This window comes from Yersinia massiliensis, assembly GCF_003048255.1.
Taxonomy (GTDB): Bacteria; Pseudomonadota; Gammaproteobacteria; order Enterobacterales; family Enterobacteriaceae; genus Yersinia; species Yersinia massiliensis_A.
In genome coordinates this window covers 2,048,090-2,065,659 of the sequence record NZ_CP028487.1, presented here as the reverse complement: position 1 = coordinate 2,065,659, position 17,570 = coordinate 2,048,090, and the positions used below count along the sequence as shown (strand labels likewise).

Sequence of the window (17,570 nt, the reverse complement as noted above, 5' to 3'; positions counted from 1 at the left end):
CGAAGCGGGTTATGTCATGAGGGATTCAAAGAAAGATTCCAAAGCAGCGGTATCTTCTTCTGTCTCTTCCGGTTCTTTCCATTGCAGCAATAAATCTTCAAGGCCGACATTACTGCCCTGCGACCGATATACCGCACTGGCTATTTGTGCTGCATGGATATCCCCACGCCGATCCCCAATTGGGCTACCCGCATCAAACTCAATCCACAGCGCCAACTCACGCGCGGTCATGGTGGTTTCAAGTTCATGCAGGGTTCGCCCCAGCCGCAATGCCAACGACATGAGAAAAGACATACCCGGCGCATTTACTTTTTTTCAGCAGTTTCAATATCCTGCTTACTGAGGCTGAGCGCTTCTTTGAGCAAGCGAGCATGCACCGGCCCATAACTTTCAGCAACAAGGGGAATATCTTCATTAGAAAACGCCTGAAGACCACTCTCATCAAGCAACACATCAACAAACAATGTGACATCTGAGAGAATATTGTTGGTGATCTGGTCCTCAATCGAGGCTTTTACCACTTCATCTGGGTTCCCCTCGCCTTTTACCGCCACCTCTCGCCAACGTAACCAAGCACCCGAAGAGGGTTCTCGCAGTATCACCGTGGTGCCATCCCATTCAGGAACGACCACTGTTTTATGTCGAAACCCTGCGCGTGGCGCAATAGCCAACGCTCGTAAGTCCTTTTTAGCCATGATTATCCGGCCTCAGTCACAGTAAAGTTACAGGTTGCAGTAAAGCCACCATCCGCAGTGGTAAAGGTGACAATGGCCGCGCCATCATCCAGCCCTTCATACTGACCCGTTACCGGATCGACGCTCACAATCGCAGGCGCAGATGAAATAAAGGTGCCGGTTTTGTTGGTGGCATTAGCCGGTAAGAATGTCGGGATTAACACACCGGTATCACCCACCTCGATAGCGGCGGTCGATTTGTTCAAGGTGACGCTGGTCACAGGAACATCAGTGGCAGCAATGCGAACCGGTTTACCTTTAATGCGCAGGGTGAATGACGCAGACACCACGCCGGATGTACCAGCACTCCAACTGTTCTGACGCACTTCGGCAAGATAGGCATAACCATTGCCGCTGGGGAAGACGACCTTGATAGAGCGAAGTGTGTCGGTTTCGTAGGCTTCATAGAGAGAATATTGGGCCTCTTCGTCCGGACTCCAGTTGCGCGAAATGGTCATTTCTGATGGTGCAGGTAAGCCGTTCGTCATTTCCTGCTCTTCAGAACACAGTGTGGTGACGTCGATATCCGCTTTTTGTCCACCAGTGAAACTAATCTCTTTGGTGGCGCAAGCCGCTGACAACCACACAACAGACCCTGTTGGTAAAGGCTGAGTCGTCACGCCAGCCGAAACATAAATTTTCGTGCCCTGCGTTTTTTCATAAATACTGGTCATATTTTTCTCCAGACATAAAAAAACCGCCCGTAGGCGGCTGGTGACTTTTTTGAGGGTTATTCCCACACCCTGAATTCGAATGAGGCGCGAAAAAGAGCGGTATCAGATTCATACCCGCTAAATGCATGGATTTCTGCCGGGTCCAGTGCTTTTACGGCGTCTTCCGCCTGATCACGGATCAGCTTGGCCTCGTCAATGCTACTGGCATACACATCAACCTGAACCATAAAGGCGGTTTCCGCCGTGCCACAGAACACATCGGCTCGATTCTCATCAGGTACGGTATAAACTATCCACGGTGGCTTTACCGCAGGCTTACCTTCTGGCGTCAACTTAACCACGTAGGGGTAGGCTCGTCCGTCAACTAAGGGTTTTAACAAAGGTTTTAGGTCGGCTTCGGTCATTTTGAAAGCGCCTTATCGATCGCCTCGTTGGCTTTTGCGACTACCGCCGCTGCAGCCTCATCAACTTTTGAATCATAAGCAGGCCGTATAAACGGTATCGGGGCCATATTCGATGTCCCGAGTTCGACAAAGCGCCAGTAGAACGCATTATTTTTACTTCCTGCCTTACCGCTACTGCGAACATGAACGCCAGCGACGGCGCTACCACCACTGGATCGCTGATTCATTGCGATAATATTACGTGCCAACTTGCCCGACTTCCTAGGCACCCGACTGCGAGCTTCATCACGGAAAATAATGGCGGCTGCTCGCGTTGCCTGACGTAAAACCTTACCACTCTCAGCTTTGCTCAATATCTCCAGTTCCGTTGATAAGTCGAGCAATCCAGAAAAATCTAACGTGCTATCTATCATGGCTTCACTCCACTTTTACACAGAATTTCCAGTCGAGTGCCCTTAGGATCGGGGATTGGTGGGCCGGTAATCTCCAATACAACCCCTTTAAACGGACCATTCAGACACAGAAGCCGAGAGGAGGCAGTAATATCAGTGCGATAACGCATCCAAACGCGGATAGTGGCTTCTGCCTTCTCTGCGCCGGATGCCACCAACTCGCGTCCGCTGATCGCCTTCACTTCGGCATGTACAGTCTTGCCGTTGCGCCATTCTTCCAACTCCTGCCCAGAAGGGAGCTCAGCTATGACAAAGTTTTGAATGGTGACATGGTGGCGTAGTCGGCCTGCTTTCATGTTCCTGGACTCTTTCGCTTGCCTTTCAATAGGCCATAAAAACCCATCGGGACTTCATGCAACTGAGTTTCTGAGGAGCTTTCCCGGTTTTCATACCAGTGGCCAACTGCCAGCATGATCGCCAGTTTGACCTTCCCCTCGATGATTACGCCCTCGTCAACATCCTCAGGAACCTCTGTATCAAACAAGGGAAGATTCAGGTATTCCTGAGCTAAATCCCTTGCAGCCTCTACATAAATTGTTAGTAGTGCTTCGTCTTCATCTTCATCTTCATCTTCATCAATTCGACATTGGGCGCGTAGTTCATCAAGTGACGGGGTCATAGCTGCCTCACGAGAGAGCGGCCGAAGCCGCCTGATTATTTCTTACCTTTCTTAGCCTCTGGCTGCTGCTCTGGCTGCTGCTCTGGCTGCTGCTCTGGCTGCTGCTCTGGCTGCTGCTCTGGCTGCTGCTCTGGCTGCTGCTCTGGCTGCTGCTCTGGCTGCTGCTCTGGCTGCTGCTCTGGCTGCTGCTCAGTGTTTTGTTGTCCGCCGTTGGCGTCAATGAATTCGATGATCTCCAATTCACCAGCAATAACCACGGCGCGCTCTGGCAGTTCATCCCGCTGATATTCGCCAGCAGGAATGGTCTCAACCACACAACCGTTCGGCGACCATTTCAACTCTTTCAATAACTTGAGCATTTGCTACTCCAATTTAAAAGGGGCCGAAGCCCCCTAATGATTACTCAGCGGTACCAATCTTCAGCAGTTTGATGGCCTGAGAGTCAGATAGCATGCCGCCAGTACGCTTAGTGGTATAGAAACCAACAAACGGTTTATTGGTGTATGGATCACGCAGAATACGAGTGCCGATACGGTCAACGATGGTATAACCGCGTTTGAAGTTGCCGAACGCGATCGCCTTAGCATCCGCCGCAATGTCTGGCATTTGCTCGTTTTCGGCAATCCCATAACCCGCCAGCATAGAAGGCTGTCCCAGTTCCAAGCCTGGACGCCACAAATAGTTGCCCTCGGCATCTTTCAGAATGCGCACTTGGAACAGAGCGTTATTGTTCATCATGAACTTTGCCCCGTTACGGTGTACTTTTCGCAGGGTGTACACCAGTTTGATGATGGCATCAGCAGTAACACCACCTGCGGCACCAGAAGCAATATGCTGAAGCACCCCAAATGCTCGCGCCTTATCGATCTCATCGGTCGAGTTGTAGGCCAGAAAACCTTTTGGCTTTTTGATACCAGTGCCGCTGGTAAAGGCAATTTCTTCCTGCTCAGAAAACTCGGTAGCCAGTTCGCTGTTGATCCAGCTTTCAGCATTGAAGAAAACATCATCAAGCATCATCTGAGTCGCCTGCGGGAACCCGTAGATTTCCCCCATGAACGGGGTAATCTGCCCCAACTTGGAAGGGTCAGTTGCTGGGCGTGCCTCGGTTTCTCCAACCCAACCAGAGGCCGTGCCGCCAAGATTGACGATCTTCTTATATTCAGAGCCACCAACGGTAATGACATTCGCCTCCTGGCGCATCACTACCTCATCCTGCAGGAGGTTTAAGATGGCACGATCAAGCTCTTCAGGCACCGCGTAGCCACCATCAGAATCAACGCCAACTTGCAGCGCTTTTTGCTCCAATTCCCGCAACCCATCCTCTTTACCCTTACGGACGAAGTTCATAAAGGCGGTTTTGTGCTCTGCAACCTCCTTGGTTTGGGTACCACCACTGGGGCGCTTCAGCGCTTTAATTTCATCTTCCAGGCTGGTTTTTAAGTTTTCCAGCTCTGACAGCTTGCCGTTTAATGTATCAACATCACTGGACAGCTTGCCCTTTTCCTGCTCGATCGCATCAATGCGTTTATCATTTTTCTCTTTAAACTCAGAGAATTTCTGATTAAGTTCCTGCGCGACCTGCTCTACATCTTTGATTTCAACAGCCATGGGTAACTCTCCAAATTAAAATTTAATCGATTTCAGTACATTGAGCGCATCATTAATCTCATCTGCATCACGCAGACAGATGGCGCCATATCCTTCAGCCATAAATGCCTTGGCCTGAGTGCGAGAAAGCCCAACGTCGCGCAGGACTCTTTCAATACTTTTAGGGGATGGGGTTTCACCACGAGCAAAAGCAGATTTCACATCACTCACCCGTGCCTCATCGTTAGATGGAAATGTCACTGGGCTAACTTCCCACAGATCGACTTCCTTCAGTAAATACGCTTCCTTATTACGGTCGTATTCCCAATCCTTGAGCATGTACCCAATAGAAAGGCCGGTTAAAGAACCGGCCTTCATATGTACGTGAGCGCGTTTAGCGAGTGGGTCGTCGTCAATTAACAATCGTCCCTTAACGAACAACCCGACATCATCCTCTTTCATTTCGGTATAAATACCGATCGGCTCATCCATACGGTGCTGCCATAACATGGCAGGCAGGGCGTTTTTATCTCGCCATGCATTCAGTGATTTAATGAAAGCGCCTGGTACAACAATGTCGTCATAGCTGTCTTTCACGCCAAAGACTGAGCCATAGCCTTCAAACTCTCCCGAGTCACTGACTGATTTCAGCTTTAGCGGGAAATCCATGCGTTGCTTAGTCAGCATGCTTTTCATCCTCAGTAGGTTTGGTTTTACTTTCTTGCGGTTTGGTGGTCATGTTCATTGGAGTGAGATAGATATCACCGGCATCACGCGGGTTAAGCTCCTCCAACTCACGGCATTCGTTTGGCGAGTAGATCCCCCAGTTAATACCGGTGGCATAAGCTTCAAACCGTGATTTCATGTCGCCGCGTAGCAACGCACCTGCGTTAAACTTGGCGTAAAAACGCCCCTGGGCGGAAGGTTTAACCAATCCGATGTTAATTCGCTGCTCAATGCGAGTGAGATAGGGCACCAACGAATAATTGATAAACCCGATCCCCAAGTTTTCAATATTATTAAAGGTGGCCCTGTCGGTGTTCTGCACCATATGGAGAGGAACGCGGAAAATTCGGCATATCTCTTCAAGCTGAAACTTGCGGGTTTCCAGAAACTGAGCATCTTCAGAGCTGAGGCTGATTTGCTGCCACTTCAGCCCCATTTCAAGGATCATAGGCTTATGGGCGTTTGATAATCCTTGATGATTGGTTTCAAAATCATTTTTTAGCCGGTTAAACGCATCGTCCGTCAATACCTGTTCGGTCTGCAAGACGCCGCTGGTAACGGCCCCGTTCCCAAACAGGCGGGCGCCATGTTCTTCAGTAGCCATCCCCAGCCCAATCGCCTGCCGAGCATATGCAATAGGGCTCAGACCATTCAATCCATCCAGCGTAAAAATACGTACGTGCCAAATTTCCGCCTGACTCAATATGTCTTGAGAGCCATCAGGGAAGGTCACCTGGTATTCTGGCTCCCAATTGCTATTAAGCTTTGGAGCAACGCTGCCAGGATCGAGAGGAAGTAGCTCCACCACTTCACCTAAGGCCATGACCTTGTAAGCGTAAAAATTCCCCCGCAAACAAAGGCAAGCAATCAACAGCTCCCAAAACTCCTGAGGGGTCATATAGCCGTTAGGTTTGACTGACAGCAGTTTATTCAGCCGCTCTTTAACTGCGCGTTTATTGCCGCGTTCCAGTTGCTCATATAACCCACAAGGGAGCATGCCTACTGATTCGGCCAGTACACGAACGCAACTGAAAACGGAGGTTAATTGCATGGACAATTGAGGGCTGATCCGCCTGCCAGCATAAGTGTCGTAAGAAAGGCCGATGATTTCAGCCAGTTCTTTCGGCGTTAACGACTTGTCTGCCGATTTCCGAAACATGCCAGGAAAGAACATCAGTCCCCCTTATCCGGCTTCACTGGATTAAACATTTTTGACACCAGCCACGACCAGAGAAGACAGAGCAAGCCAGCGGCAATGAACCCGCCAGGCGGATAAATAAGCCATACACCATAGGTGAATAACAGCACACCGGCTATCCCCACCAGAACAGACAACGTGGTGATTAAATACAAGATTCTCATAGGATGACCTTTATCAAAGGGTGCGTAAGCCGTGGGTTTGAATGTGTTCAGATAAGCTTTCAACATCACTCCCGCCGTTAACCAGCACCCGACTCATGGCCGTAAACAAAGCGGCGGGGCCGTCGATCTTGGCCTCTGGGGTCGATTTGTTGGGGAAAATGTTATCGTTCTTATCCGGTTTAACGGTGACGTTGCTCATCATCCAGTTCATTACCGGATGGTTGCTGTGATGGAGTCGCCCACTGTATACCAACGCTTCGATCTCCTTCATCGCCTCGGAGAAATTGCGCACCGTCTGCGGTACTTCCACCAGCGGCAACCCCTCTTCGGCCAACGCCAGGCTAAACTGAGTGGCGCTCCAAGGGTCAAAACCGATTTCACGTAGGCTTTCGCCTGCCACCCACTGTTGTAATTCCTCTTTGATCTGCGCGTGATCGATAACATCACCATCGGTCAGTGTCAGCTTGCCAAGCTCGGCCCATTTGCGGTACAGCTCAGCCATTTGACGTGAACAACGTTCCAGTCGCCCTTCCGGCAGCCAAAACTTGAAATCGGCGTGTGCATGCCCGTTATTGGACTGCCAAATCTTCACAGCGGCGCAGATATCGATCTTGTTCGACAGGTCAACACCTACCCATAACGGGTAAGTTTTCAACTCATGCTGTGGTGCAATGAAGTCACACTCGCCCCATTTAAGCATGTCCATCCAAGCGGCCTCGGCGGTCACCCACAGGTTCATGTGCTTAGTGAAAAAGTTATGACGGGCGGAAACCTGCTCTCGGGCCTTCTTGGCTAGTCGGCGCAAATCGTCCCAACGCTTGCAAATACCCAGCCCCGGATTGGCTTTCTGCCAGACCTTCTCATCAAAGGGGTCGTCCTCTTTGTCGAGAGTAAAGATAATGCCGAAAAAGGTATCATCCTCAAATTGTCCGGTCGCTGCCCCCTGCAACACCTTGATGGCATAGTCGCGCAGTTCGTAGCAGATCCCTTCTTTGTTAAACCCTGCAGTGGTGATACCAAACAGCAGCGACTGAAGGCGAGCGCCGGTTGCCGTTTCCAGAACATCCCACACATCGCGGGTTTTGTGGGCGTGGAGTTCGTCAACAATGGCGCAATGGATGTTTAAACCGTCAAGGTTATTGGCATCGCTGGATAATGGGCCAAAACGTGATGAAGATTGCTCCTGAAAAATCGCCAGCTTGTTGAACTCGAACAGCCTGCCCAGCGTTGCGCGGGCCTGCTTGATCATGCTTTTGGCATCTTCGAACACAATACGGGCCTGCTCACGGGTGGTGGCAGCAGAGTAAACCTCGGCCCCACCCTCACCATCTGCGCCCGTCATGTACAGACCAACGCCGGAAGACAGCGTTGACTTGGCATTTTTACGCGCCACCTCGTTGTAGGCGGTGCGGAACCGGCGAACCATCACCGGACGTCCGCTGCCATCATTGCGCAGCACCACTTCACCGGTATTCTCATCAATCAGCGGAATGATGAAGCCGAAAATATTGATCAGGATGAAAATGTGCCAGTCCATCAACTCGATGGGCTGACCCGCCAGCGCCCCTTTTACATGCGGCACAAACTTATAGAAATTGAGGATGTGTTGCGCCCGAGCTTCGCTGAATGTGATCCCACGCTCCGGCCCGACTTTGAGATCGTTAAGAAAGCGCTGACACGACAGCCTGACCAGTTGGCAGGCAACAATCTCCCCCGCCACGACGCGCTCGGCGTAGCGAATACCATCGGCAACCTTAGCCATTAATCTCTCGCTTTCAGGAAATCAGCCAACGGATCAGCCGCATCGGGTGCCGTGGCATTAACTTTTGAACGGCTGGCCGGTGTCATACCAAACTCAGCCAACATTGCGCGGATACGCTTCCAAGCATCAGCCTTCATCATGGCCGCCGGATGTGGCTTGATCATGCGGATTTCACGCTCTTTCCGCTCGTCACCATCATCCTCGCTGTAAACGGCGTAGGTGTATCCCTCTCGTTCCAGCGTGTCGCAGTGGTGCCGGTACTCGGTGTAGGCTTCAACCAACAATTCCAAGGCTCGGCCATCGAGCTGAGACATAACACCGAGGGCGTCAAGTTCATCGGCCATCCGCTTAAACCAATACTTCCCCTGCTTATCAAAATGCTTGGGCGTTGGGGGTACCCCTGATGGCGGTTTTGGCTCGTTTTTATTTATGGCCCGTTTTGATGGGTTACCCCTGACCAAACGTAGATGGGTAGGGGTTTTCGGTGGCCCTGACATAATCGAAAACTCCTATTAATCATCGCTTGGGGTACCCCAAAAAAAAGTTTCTAACCTGCGGGTGTGTGAGAAAAGGTAATGCGGCGGTACTTAGGACTTAGGGTTGCAGAGATTTGATCCCCCCCCCCTCCCATTGATGATATTAATTCTCACTTGAGCCGTTCTCGCCCCGTTTTCGTTCTGTGGCACGGCCAACACAGGCTTTCGAGGTTGCTGTAGTCATCGGTACCCCCATGTGCTTTAGGTACGATGTGATCGACGGTTGTAGCCGGTACCGCTCTACTGTTCCGTAGACAGTTCTGGCAAATGTGGTTATCGCGCTGGAGGATGCGAGCACGGCGGATAGTCCAGTCATTACCGTAGCCGCGCTGGTGCCTGCTCTTACCCTGTTGGTGAACCTCCCAGCCCGTGTTCTGGTGTTCGGTGCAATAACCTGATCGGTCGGTGGTGGTATGGCGGCAACCGTGCTTACGGCAGGCTCTGGGTATAAGGGTTGGCATGACTACAACATACTTTCAATTCTGACGCGGCCATACTGTGTAACGTGCTTTACCTCTCCGTGTTCTGTCACTATGTGACCATGCTCATCTTCAACAACGGCGACAACCTCTCCCTTCTCGTCATCGGCAGTTAGACAGCGACGGACTTCCACATCATTCAGAAAGACTCGGTAACGCTCAGAGCGGAGATTAATCATTCGTCCGGGGTCACCATCAAGAATGGTAATTCTCATTTGTCACCTCAAATAGAAAAGCCACCGGCTTATTGGGCTAGTGGCTTAAATATGTAAACACCGCACTGAGGCGGCTTGATTTTCTTCGGAAATTTAATTTTCCAGCAGATCACGGTAGTTTAAAGGGAAAGGAACTCCCGGCTCTTTCTTTAGAGCTTCGATCTTGTTAACTATTGCCTCACGTTGAGAATCACTCCCCGTGGAATAATATTTTTTGCCTATTTCTATTACTTTGTTTACCAAAGCAGACCCGCCCAGACCGCCATATGATTCTGCATTACTCATCACGCTATAAACTTCATCGCTGAAACCAGTCATCACTTTGCCTTTTGGTTGAGAATACCTGTTAAAGTATACAGTAATTGAGAGCTATTGTGAAAGTGGCTCTCAATTTGCAATTATGCTTTTCTCCCAGCATTCTGCCGCCAGCTAATAACCTCATCGAGTCGCCCCTTACAGATCCGCAGTTCACGCTTGAGGGCCAATGCATATAACCCACTATCGCCCCAAGTGGTACCGACGAACTCCGGTACCTCGCATTGAGTTAATGCTGATTCAGGAGGCCATAACTGGATTAATTCGACTGCTCTAGGTGCTGGTGGGCTACTCTTGCAGGATGCTAATATTGCTATCAGGCATCCTGCTATCAATACACGAATCCCCAACCCCCGAAGCCTTGAAGCGCCTGAGCCGTTCGTCACTTTCATTGCGTAGTTTCCTTTCGTTCTCTAGCTGGCGGGTTGTGGCTACTCGGTTAGCGGCGTCATTCGATTGGTATGCATCGATGATGTTACCCAAAGCAACGTTAGTAGCCTGTTCGGTCACCAACTCCGCTTCCGTCTTATCCACCTTGTTTGCTAGATGGTTACGATTCAGAAGTAGAAAAAGAAAAGCCGTAGCAATTAACGCCACCAGTGCAGCGCGCCAAGTAGTCATAGCTGCAGCTCTCGCTTAGCTAATTCAAATCGCGCCTTACGGTCATTAATCCCGTTATTACCGCCATTAATAAGCTGAGTGACACGCTGAATATCATCAGCATATTGACCGCAATTGCGGGATTGCCAGAACCATGCAGCAGAACGAGCAGCGTTAACATCGCTTTGCAACTGATCGGGGTTGCTGATTAAATCCAGTTTCAGCGCGGTACCACATGCCCGATAGTTATCTAAGCCGGTAATCTGAATCAAACCACGACCACGGTATTTCCAGCCATCATCGACAGCTTTATTACCCATGCGGCCTGAATAGACTAGATTGGCAATAGCTCGTTGCCGATTCACGGGTACCGACTTTTCACCTGTCTGGCGACCTAATGCCGAAGCCTGATCCGCAGACAATCTTTTGCCAAACGTCACCAGTAGGCCGTTAATGCTGTAATTGAACGACTCCACTAGCAACGTGAAGCTGGCAGACTCATGGCCTACTTGAGCAATAAACATGGCCTGTTGTACGGAAGTGGCAATGCCAAACTCTTTCATTGCTTGGGTAATCGGCTGAATCCAACGCGTAGCAAGCTCGACGCTGATGTTAGCCGCCATTCTGAATTGATAAGGGGCCATGGTTTATACCTGAGGTTTAGTGTCGTCAGTACCGGCAATACGTTTGAGAAAGCGCCCTTCAATGGCCCTAATTGCCGATGCGCCAGACCAACCAGATAAACCAGCAACACCACCAGCTAATTCAGCAGTCCAATTTAATGAACTAGCAGCCAATAGAACTAACGCCCCAGCGAATATAGAAATGAAAAATTTCAAGATGAAAAATGACCAGCGAAACTTCTCGCCGTTAATGACTCTCCACGCGTAATTAGCGATTGTGCCAAGCGTTGTCATAAGCAAAACCAGCACAGTACCAATTATGCTGTATGTCTCCGGTTCTTTAATTGGCATCTTCATATCTCCCCCTCCCGTTCTGCGGGTTGGGCGCGTAGTTAAGGAATTTAGCCCACCAGCGCAACCACTCATGCGGAGTAATGTGTGTGTGTGGAGTTGTTGGGTGACTGATGGGCTAAAACAGAAAAGGCCACGCATTAGCGCAGCCAAAAATTTTCCCGCTTACTGGTACGGGGCGATCAACCGCAGTTATCGCAGAATTAAATTGTGGCCCTGATTTATTTCGCGCTGGGTTCATCTGGGACATGTAAATCCCCTTTGCGCTGCCGTTCTCTCTAGACGATCGTGGCAGTACGAATAAAAAGGCCCACCGAAGTGAGCCGTAAAATGGTTGTCCGTGATGATTTCATAACGAATAGTGAAATTGATAACGGATTAGCACATTAGGCTGGATACTGCCTAATCCAGACCTCGAAGAATGGAAAGATTCAGGTTATTTCAGTACCCATGCGAATACTTAAGTGTAAATATCATACAATCGTCAACCAACAAAAAGTAATAGTGATTGAACTTTGTTACTTATATTCGTATCTATTGTTATATGTATACTCTTGTTCAAAAAATGGACTGCGAATGAAAAAACCATTAATTATTTTAATTACTCTCAGTGCTTCTATAGTTTTGGCTGTCTTCACTACTCATGTAGTAAGCATGGAACATCTCGAGTTAATTATGCAAAAATCAGGAGTCCGTTGTTATTTTAAGAAGATAATAAGAATGATAAGTGAACGTCTAAATTCAGGACCGCATGATTCAAATGACTTAAATATTTTCCATTCTTTCTCAGCTGTTACTTCACGACAGTGAGATATACTCAGCTTCATTTTCGATATTATGACACTCTAAAAACGACAAAACCCCGCCGAAGCGAGGTTATGAATTAAATTAGTGGCAATATATCAAATATGCTTTAAATATGGCCTACTTTGTTCATTTTTGCAAGTATCATGTCGCTAAATGTTTCTATCTTCCCGCTTTATGAGTGCAACACAGTTAAGGGAATCACTATCTAAACTTTCGACCAGCCTCAATAGCGACTCCCAATGAGGCGCATAGTGCATCGTCCAATTATTGCGCTGGACCCCCACCAACCCCGCCAGCTCTGAATATGAATACTCTTCTCTATGTAACAAGTGGCCTATACCGGCTGTCTGCTGCACGGCTAACCAAACGAGGCTTTCCACTCTGCGCCGTACTTTCGCTGTTATTGGCTTCTTCTCTAGTTGCGATTGATATTCATTCCATATAAAGCGACATATTTCTACTTGATAATCGAATGTCAGATCGAAGGAGTAGCAATAACGAATCCATGCAGCCTGATGTGGCTCTAGCTTGAATATCGCTCTACGCCATGCACTTGTGCAGTACGTAAGTGGATCTAACGGGATAATCTGGCTTTTACGTGATCGGGTTTCTGTGCAGTGCATCGGCTCAGTTTCTTGGCAAACTCTACGCCCTCCAACCTCAACATTTCTAACCCTCTGGCGCTTAAGTCGTGTTGTTCTGGCTAGTGCCGCACCCTCAAACGCCGCCAACTGTCCCTTGCTGCTTCCGCATATATCAGCAAGAGCTATCGACAATGCACCTCTAACATACTGAAGATATTGCTGGTTCATTGTTTTACTCCACACATGTTGACCATTAGGCCATTGCCCCGTTCGAAATGGACCGGTCCATAAAATGGAACCACAGCTCAATTTGGCTTCCGTGCTCCGCTTCCCACGCTCGCATATCAGCATGCAGTGCATCATGGCAGCCACGGCAAAGAGGAATAGTGAAAAGGTCGTGGGCCTTGGTCCCCATGCCGCCCTGCCCGTGCCCTATGATGTGGTGAGGGTCGTCAGCAGAGTTACCACAACCACAGCATTGCTGGGATTTAACCCACTTAAGCCACTTGGCGCTTTCCCATCGGTACCGCTTCGGGATGCGCATAAAGCTGGCTGGTGGCTCATCATCAATTTTCAGCGCCAGCACTTTCTTAACCTGTTCCACCTTGGTTTCAATGATTTGTGTCGGGTTTGGCGTCCAAGTGATATCACTCTCCTTCGTTGGCCCTGACTTCACCACTGCTGGTAGCATCCGCAAACTTGCTCGAGCAATTGAATCGGGGAGCAGATCGGAAACCTCGTTAACAACAGCCCACCAACACAGCTCCGGCATGTTGAGCTGGTGGCCCTCCGGAAGCCGAAAATGACTGCATACGGTCGAGATTATCCAAGTGATGAGATTGGTTGTTGCTAGTTGCTCTAATCGGGGAAGTGTGTGCTCTCTCAGCTTATTATCATGATGCCAACACAGACGAATAGAACGCTGACCATAGCGTAATGTCGTGAGATTTTGAACGTGGGAATCATCCGGATCATGCCATTGGCACTCTTTCAATTGCTTAACCCATGCTTCCAGCACTCGAGGCCCACCAGCAGCATTGATAACTCGTTCCTGTTCAAAGAATGGCAATAAGCGCGGATCATTAGCCAGTTGTTGATCAGTTGCTGGTAGCCGACCGGATGGAAGTGATTTAAATTCCTCCGGCTCAGTGGCCACCAGCAAGCGACTAGATAAATATGGCAACAGTTCAGCGCCCGGCTTTAGTATCACAACACCAAGTTCTTGCTGGATAAATGGGGTTAATAATGCCCTCATGCAGCACCTTTCTTAGCCAGATACTCAGCCCATAGGCCCCCAACCCATTTAACGCCCTTCGGTGTAAAACGGGATTGGGCGAATGCATGATTATTAATGGTATTAGTACCGGTCTTAACCTCAAATCGCCCTAAGTCGCTATGATGCTGGCGAGGTGTTAATGCACCATTCAAACGGTACATGACCTGATGATCTAGCAGAAAACAGGTGAATTCATGCTCCTTGGCATTAAATAGCTTGGCTACCTGCCTGAACGTCATAGAGCCATTGGCTTTAACATAGCGATCGACAAATTCGACCTTTGGCGCTGCTATAGAAAGCTGATTTTCAAGTTGCTGTTTTTCCTCTGCCAAATTAGCCGCCAGACGTAATGCCTCTGGCAAGGTTTGGGGGATCAAGTTCTGTTCCAGCTCTTGCCAGCGGTCAACCACTGCAGCGGTAAATTCAGGTGAGAGCCGAGCGACCAATACAAGAGAATCACGCTTATTGAAACAATACTCGAAATACTGATTACCGTTATGCTCAAAATCGAACTGCGCCAACGGCGCGGTTAAAATACCGCCAGCGCATAAACGCTCTGCAGAGCGCTTCACATCACCATGTTTACTGTTCACCAACACGGCAATTTCACGACTGCTCATAGTCACAACAGAATGGGATAGTGTCATGCTGTCACCTCACTGTTTAGCGCTGGAATAATTTCAGGAATATTTTGTGGTTGGATTTGTGGTGCCAGACGTTCCGCCTCTCTGCGGGTCTGCGCTAAGAATGCCTCTCCGGTAGTCATAAGCTGATCCAGCGGGACATAACTCGTTGCTGGCCCACGCCATGACTTATCAAATATCGCTATAGCACCCGCGAAAAATGCACCGCTCGGTACCTGCTTATCATCTGCCGGAATAAACCAGTGAGGGAGGTCGAAACCCACACGTCCACGAATGAACGCTATATGATCGGCTTGCTCTGGCCACCAACTCTCTGACGTGGCGACTTTGATCAGGAAAACGTAACGACCACCGGCCTCACGCATTTCCGCTGTGTGCTGCATGATGTGTGTCATACCAGTGATGTATTCACCTTCATGCTGTTTGGCGCGAGAGTATGGCGGGTTGCCGAACGCAGCGCCTTTAAGCTCTTTCACTCGCTCAGCCCAGTTTTGTACCAGCGCGTTATCTTCTGCCGTGTAATAGTCAGAGCATTTACTATTTTCACCATCAGTGAACAGGTCCAGAACTAATGGGCCAAACATCTGGTTAATACCCCAAAATAACGCATCAGGAGTACGCCACTGATCGCCAACCTGTTTTAAGAAATGTTCAGGCATAGCTTTTAGTGCATTCAAAGATTGAACATATTCTGAGATCTGCGGAATATCCTCTTCCAACTCACCACTCAGCTCACAAGAGAATGCCTCACAGGATTCAGTGCATGAGCCTGATTCATACCCGCCACCACCACGGATAGTTGCCGCTATGTCATCACGACTATGTTCAGCAAACATTGCAATGACTGACTCGAGCGAATTATTTCCCCGGTACATGATTTTATTTTCTTGCTGCCTGCGTTCTACAACCCGCACATCATCACTGGTGATCACCTCCAAGAATTTTGCCGTATGCTCTGGCTCATCGCGGGTAGCTAAAGCAATTTTGTTAATTCCTTTTTTCACACAAAGAACGCAGTTACCGAGATGCTCCGGCAAATCCAGATCGAAAGGCTGCTCTTTCCACCAATCCAAGACATCTTGCTTTTCGAAGTCACTGATATCAGCAAGGTAATGAACGCCATCATGCGGGGTTAGCCGTTTTTTCTCATCAGCACGAATACCGATCCACTTTTCATACTCAGGAAAATGGTCTTTGCAATAGCGATCAAAAGGTTCGATTTTCATTGTGCGAGTGCAAAATGCGCCATGCACATAGGGTGTGCCATATTTTGCACAGGCATCGCGCCAAGGCTGTAAATCTGGACCAATATCATCGACGCTAATCACTTTGTAGCTGTTGCCCTTTCCCAGTTCAGGGTTAACGTCCACGCGCAGGCAGATCAGGTCAATTTTCCAGTGGCAAACAATATTGCGGATAAAATCATAGGTTTTAGGATGCTCGGCACCAGTATCCATGAAGATATAACGCACATCTTCGCCAGCAGCCCGCCGTTGCTCCATTAGGTGAACCAAATAAGCAGAGGTGCGACCACCAGAGAAACTAACTACTTGAGTTGTCATGATGCAAGCCTCCGAAGTTCGTTCTCACTGACCTGATCAAGTGCCTTGGCCCAGATACCGTTCCATTCAATTCGTGCGGAGGTTTCATTCATACGACCAAGACCGCCTGCCATGGAAAGTGCTGTTTTCTCTACGGTGTTTTGTGCCTTGCCGTGGCGTAATATCAGGCGGCCAAACGCCTCTTGTCTGGTCACTGTGTCCATCTTCGGCACTTTTGGCAGGTCGTCTGCCCGCACTTCTTTGACGGCCAAATAGCATTTTTCAGTGATCAGATAATCAAAGTTCTTGCGACGCCACGTCTTACCCGATGATGTGTCAGGACGGTCCTCCAACATCCAACGGCATTTCTTTGAGATGTAACGCAGATAGGCAGACCATTTCTCCAGATTGAGATCGTATTTTTTCCAGAGAGCACGGAGCTTTGTTTGACGGTCTTTCGTCATATCCAGCACTCCCGGCATTTCTGGCAGCGTTGCGTGGTAAGCCTCCAGCACTGCTGAATAATCGATTTTTAAAGAATCAACTGGCTGTGGGTCGGTTGCCGTAGGCGACTGACCAATAGTCTTTGTATTTGACGGATCTTGTTTTGAATTTACTGACGGATCGCCCCCAGATTCTGGCGGGTCAAAAGTGCCATTCTTGCCAGATTCTGACCAGTCGAATTTTGAGCCATCAGATTTTGACCCATCAGAATTTGAGGCGTCAGATTCTGACGCATGAGCGGCGGCCTTGAGTTTGGCAACATTCAGCTGATAAACATTGCTGGCGTTCCTGTTACCAGCGCGGCGCTGCTTCCTGCTCAGCCAACCATCTGTTTCCAGCTCTGCCAATGCAGTCCGAACAGTGCTCTCGCCTGCCCCTATCTGACGGGAAATCGTCGTTACTGATGGCCAGCAAACACCCTCATCATTAGAGAAGTCGGCAAGACGAGCCATGATTGCCACTTTCGATATTTTCATACCTGCAGCCGCACAGCCGTCCCATACATAACTGGATAGCTTTACGCTCATACAACCGCCTTATATTCTTTTCTAAACCGCCTGATGGGTATTGAACAATTATGTTCATAGTCATCACGCCGAAAAATGACCTCACCGGTAGTGCTGTCGTAACCAATAACGTGAACGCGAATACCGCGCTTATCGTTGTAGTACCGATCAAACAATTGAATGGGGTTTGTTGTAGTTGAGCCGAGATTAGTCATACACAACCCCACTTGCGGCGAACTACACCCACAATTCCCTGTGTTCTGCTGTGG

General features: G+C 49.2%; 27 protein-coding genes and 1 pseudogene. All 28 read right to left on the bottom strand.

Features of this window, described 5'->3' with window-relative positions:
* Positions 1-9: 9 nt before the first annotated feature.
* Positions 10-282, bottom strand: coding sequence for a phage tail assembly protein T (locus DA391_RS09745; RefSeq protein ID WP_051144542.1), 273 nt, complete (start codon positions 280-282; stop codon positions 10-12).
* 23 nt (positions 283-305) lie between these two features.
* Entirely contained in the window at positions 306-695 is a 390-nt protein-coding gene (locus tag DA391_RS09740; protein ID WP_108087646.1) for a phage tail assembly chaperone, read from the bottom strand.
* Between the two features lie 2 nt (positions 696-697).
* Complete coding sequence (locus DA391_RS24460; protein ID WP_230832012.1) at positions 698-898, bottom strand: Ig-like domain-containing protein; 201 nt, start codon at positions 896-898, stop codon at positions 698-700.
* A gap of 75 nt (positions 899-973) precedes the next feature.
* A pseudogene (locus DA391_RS24455) lies at positions 974-1,408 on the bottom strand (phage tail tube protein); the annotation flags it as partial.
* Between the two features lie 56 nt (positions 1,409-1,464).
* On the bottom strand, positions 1,465-1,812 hold the full coding sequence (gene gp17 / locus DA391_RS09730; protein WP_108087644.1) for a tail completion protein gp17: 348 nt from the start codon (positions 1,810-1,812) through the stop codon (positions 1,465-1,467).
* Positions 1,809-2,225, bottom strand: coding sequence for an HK97-gp10 family putative phage morphogenesis protein (locus DA391_RS09725; RefSeq protein ID WP_108087643.1), 417 nt, complete (start codon positions 2,223-2,225; stop codon positions 1,809-1,811). Before DA391_RS09725 ends, gp17 begins: the two co-directional genes overlap by 4 nt.
* A complete protein-coding gene (locus tag DA391_RS09720; protein WP_108087642.1) occupies positions 2,222-2,560 on the bottom strand; it encodes a phage head closure protein in 339 nt (112 codons plus the stop codon). The genes DA391_RS09725 and DA391_RS09720 overlap by 4 nt, the downstream gene beginning before the upstream one ends.
* Positions 2,557-2,883 carry a head-tail connector protein gene (locus DA391_RS09715; RefSeq protein ID WP_108087641.1) on the bottom strand — a complete coding sequence of 109 codons (327 nt, stop codon included), beginning with the start codon at positions 2,881-2,883 and terminating at the stop codon, positions 2,557-2,559. Before DA391_RS09715 ends, DA391_RS09720 begins: the two co-directional genes overlap by 4 nt.
* A 35-nt stretch (positions 2,884-2,918) precedes the next feature.
* The gene (locus tag DA391_RS09710) at positions 2,919-3,242 is read right to left on the bottom strand and encodes a hypothetical protein (protein ID WP_206186974.1); all 324 of its coding nucleotides are present in this window, start codon (positions 3,240-3,242) and stop codon (positions 2,919-2,921) included.
* A gap of 40 nt (positions 3,243-3,282) precedes the next feature.
* Positions 3,283-4,491: a phage major capsid protein gene (locus DA391_RS09705; protein ID WP_108087640.1), complete on the bottom strand. Its 1,209-nt coding sequence runs from the start codon at positions 4,489-4,491 to the stop codon at positions 3,283-3,285.
* Positions 4,492-4,506: 15 nt separating this feature from the next.
* Entirely contained in the window at positions 4,507-5,157 is a 651-nt protein-coding gene (locus DA391_RS09700) for an HK97 family phage prohead protease (RefSeq protein WP_108087639.1), read from the bottom strand.
* Complete coding sequence (locus DA391_RS09695; protein ID WP_108087638.1) at positions 5,147-6,370, bottom strand: phage portal protein; 1,224 nt, start codon at positions 6,368-6,370, stop codon at positions 5,147-5,149. The genes DA391_RS09700 and DA391_RS09695 overlap by 11 nt, the downstream gene beginning before the upstream one ends.
* Positions 6,370-6,558, bottom strand: a complete 189-nt coding sequence (locus tag DA391_RS09690; protein WP_108087637.1) for a hypothetical protein — start codon at positions 6,556-6,558, stop codon at positions 6,370-6,372. Before DA391_RS09690 ends, DA391_RS09695 begins: the two co-directional genes overlap by 1 nt.
* Before the next feature lie 13 nt (positions 6,559-6,571).
* Positions 6,572-8,320 (bottom strand): terminase large subunit, encoded by a 1,749-nt coding sequence (locus DA391_RS09685; protein WP_108087636.1) that lies wholly within the window; start codon positions 8,318-8,320, stop codon positions 6,572-6,574.
* Positions 8,320-8,817, bottom strand: coding sequence for a phage terminase small subunit P27 family (locus tag DA391_RS09680; protein WP_108087635.1), 498 nt, complete (start codon positions 8,815-8,817; stop codon positions 8,320-8,322). The genes DA391_RS09685 and DA391_RS09680 overlap by 1 nt, the downstream gene beginning before the upstream one ends.
* 149 nt (positions 8,818-8,966) lie before the next feature.
* Positions 8,967-9,317, bottom strand: a complete 351-nt coding sequence (locus DA391_RS09675) for an HNH endonuclease (protein WP_108087634.1) — start codon at positions 9,315-9,317, stop codon at positions 8,967-8,969.
* A gap of 2 nt (positions 9,318-9,319) precedes the next feature.
* Positions 9,320-9,514, bottom strand: coding sequence for a hypothetical protein (locus tag DA391_RS09670; RefSeq protein WP_240624810.1), 195 nt, complete (start codon positions 9,512-9,514; stop codon positions 9,320-9,322).
* A gap of 129 nt (positions 9,515-9,643) precedes the next feature.
* Entirely contained in the window at positions 9,644-9,868 is a 225-nt protein-coding gene (locus tag DA391_RS09665; protein WP_108087632.1) for a hypothetical protein, read from the bottom strand.
* Between the two features lie 80 nt (positions 9,869-9,948).
* The gene (gene lysC / locus DA391_RS24720) at positions 9,949-10,257 is read right to left on the bottom strand and encodes an Rz1-like lysis system protein LysC (protein WP_430980863.1); all 309 of its coding nucleotides are present in this window, start codon (positions 10,255-10,257) and stop codon (positions 9,949-9,951) included.
* Positions 10,154-10,486: a DUF2570 domain-containing protein gene (locus DA391_RS09655; RefSeq protein ID WP_108087630.1), complete on the bottom strand. Its 333-nt coding sequence runs from the start codon at positions 10,484-10,486 to the stop codon at positions 10,154-10,156. Before DA391_RS09655 ends, lysC begins: the two co-directional genes overlap by 104 nt.
* Positions 10,483-11,109: a glycoside hydrolase family 19 protein gene (locus DA391_RS09650; RefSeq protein ID WP_108087629.1), complete on the bottom strand. Its 627-nt coding sequence runs from the start codon at positions 11,107-11,109 to the stop codon at positions 10,483-10,485. Before DA391_RS09650 ends, DA391_RS09655 begins: the two co-directional genes overlap by 4 nt.
* Positions 11,110-11,112: 3 nt before the next feature.
* A complete protein-coding gene (locus DA391_RS09645; protein WP_038892675.1) occupies positions 11,113-11,445 on the bottom strand; it encodes a phage holin family protein in 333 nt (110 codons plus the stop codon).
* Between the two features lie 950 nt (positions 11,446-12,395).
* The gene (locus DA391_RS24715; protein ID WP_159074567.1) at positions 12,396-13,058 is read right to left on the bottom strand and encodes a bacteriophage antitermination protein Q; all 663 of its coding nucleotides are present in this window, start codon (positions 13,056-13,058) and stop codon (positions 12,396-12,398) included.
* Positions 13,059-13,083: 25 nt separating this feature from the next.
* Entirely contained in the window at positions 13,084-14,085 is a 1,002-nt protein-coding gene (locus DA391_RS09635; protein ID WP_108087627.1) for a DUF968 domain-containing protein, read from the bottom strand.
* Positions 14,082-14,753, bottom strand: coding sequence for a phage antirepressor KilAC domain-containing protein (locus tag DA391_RS09630; protein ID WP_240624808.1), 672 nt, complete (start codon positions 14,751-14,753; stop codon positions 14,082-14,084). Before DA391_RS09630 ends, DA391_RS09635 begins: the two co-directional genes overlap by 4 nt.
* Positions 14,750-16,312: a phage N-6-adenine-methyltransferase gene (locus DA391_RS09625; RefSeq protein ID WP_108087626.1), complete on the bottom strand. Its 1,563-nt coding sequence runs from the start codon at positions 16,310-16,312 to the stop codon at positions 14,750-14,752. The genes DA391_RS09630 and DA391_RS09625 overlap by 4 nt, the downstream gene beginning before the upstream one ends.
* Positions 16,309-17,322: a helix-turn-helix domain-containing protein gene (locus DA391_RS09620; RefSeq protein WP_108087625.1), complete on the bottom strand. Its 1,014-nt coding sequence runs from the start codon at positions 17,320-17,322 to the stop codon at positions 16,309-16,311. Before DA391_RS09620 ends, DA391_RS09625 begins: the two co-directional genes overlap by 4 nt.
* Complete coding sequence (locus DA391_RS09615) at positions 17,319-17,516, bottom strand: DUF4222 domain-containing protein (protein WP_108087624.1); 198 nt, start codon at positions 17,514-17,516, stop codon at positions 17,319-17,321. Before DA391_RS09615 ends, DA391_RS09620 begins: the two co-directional genes overlap by 4 nt.
* Between the last annotated feature and the right edge of the window lie 54 nt (positions 17,517-17,570).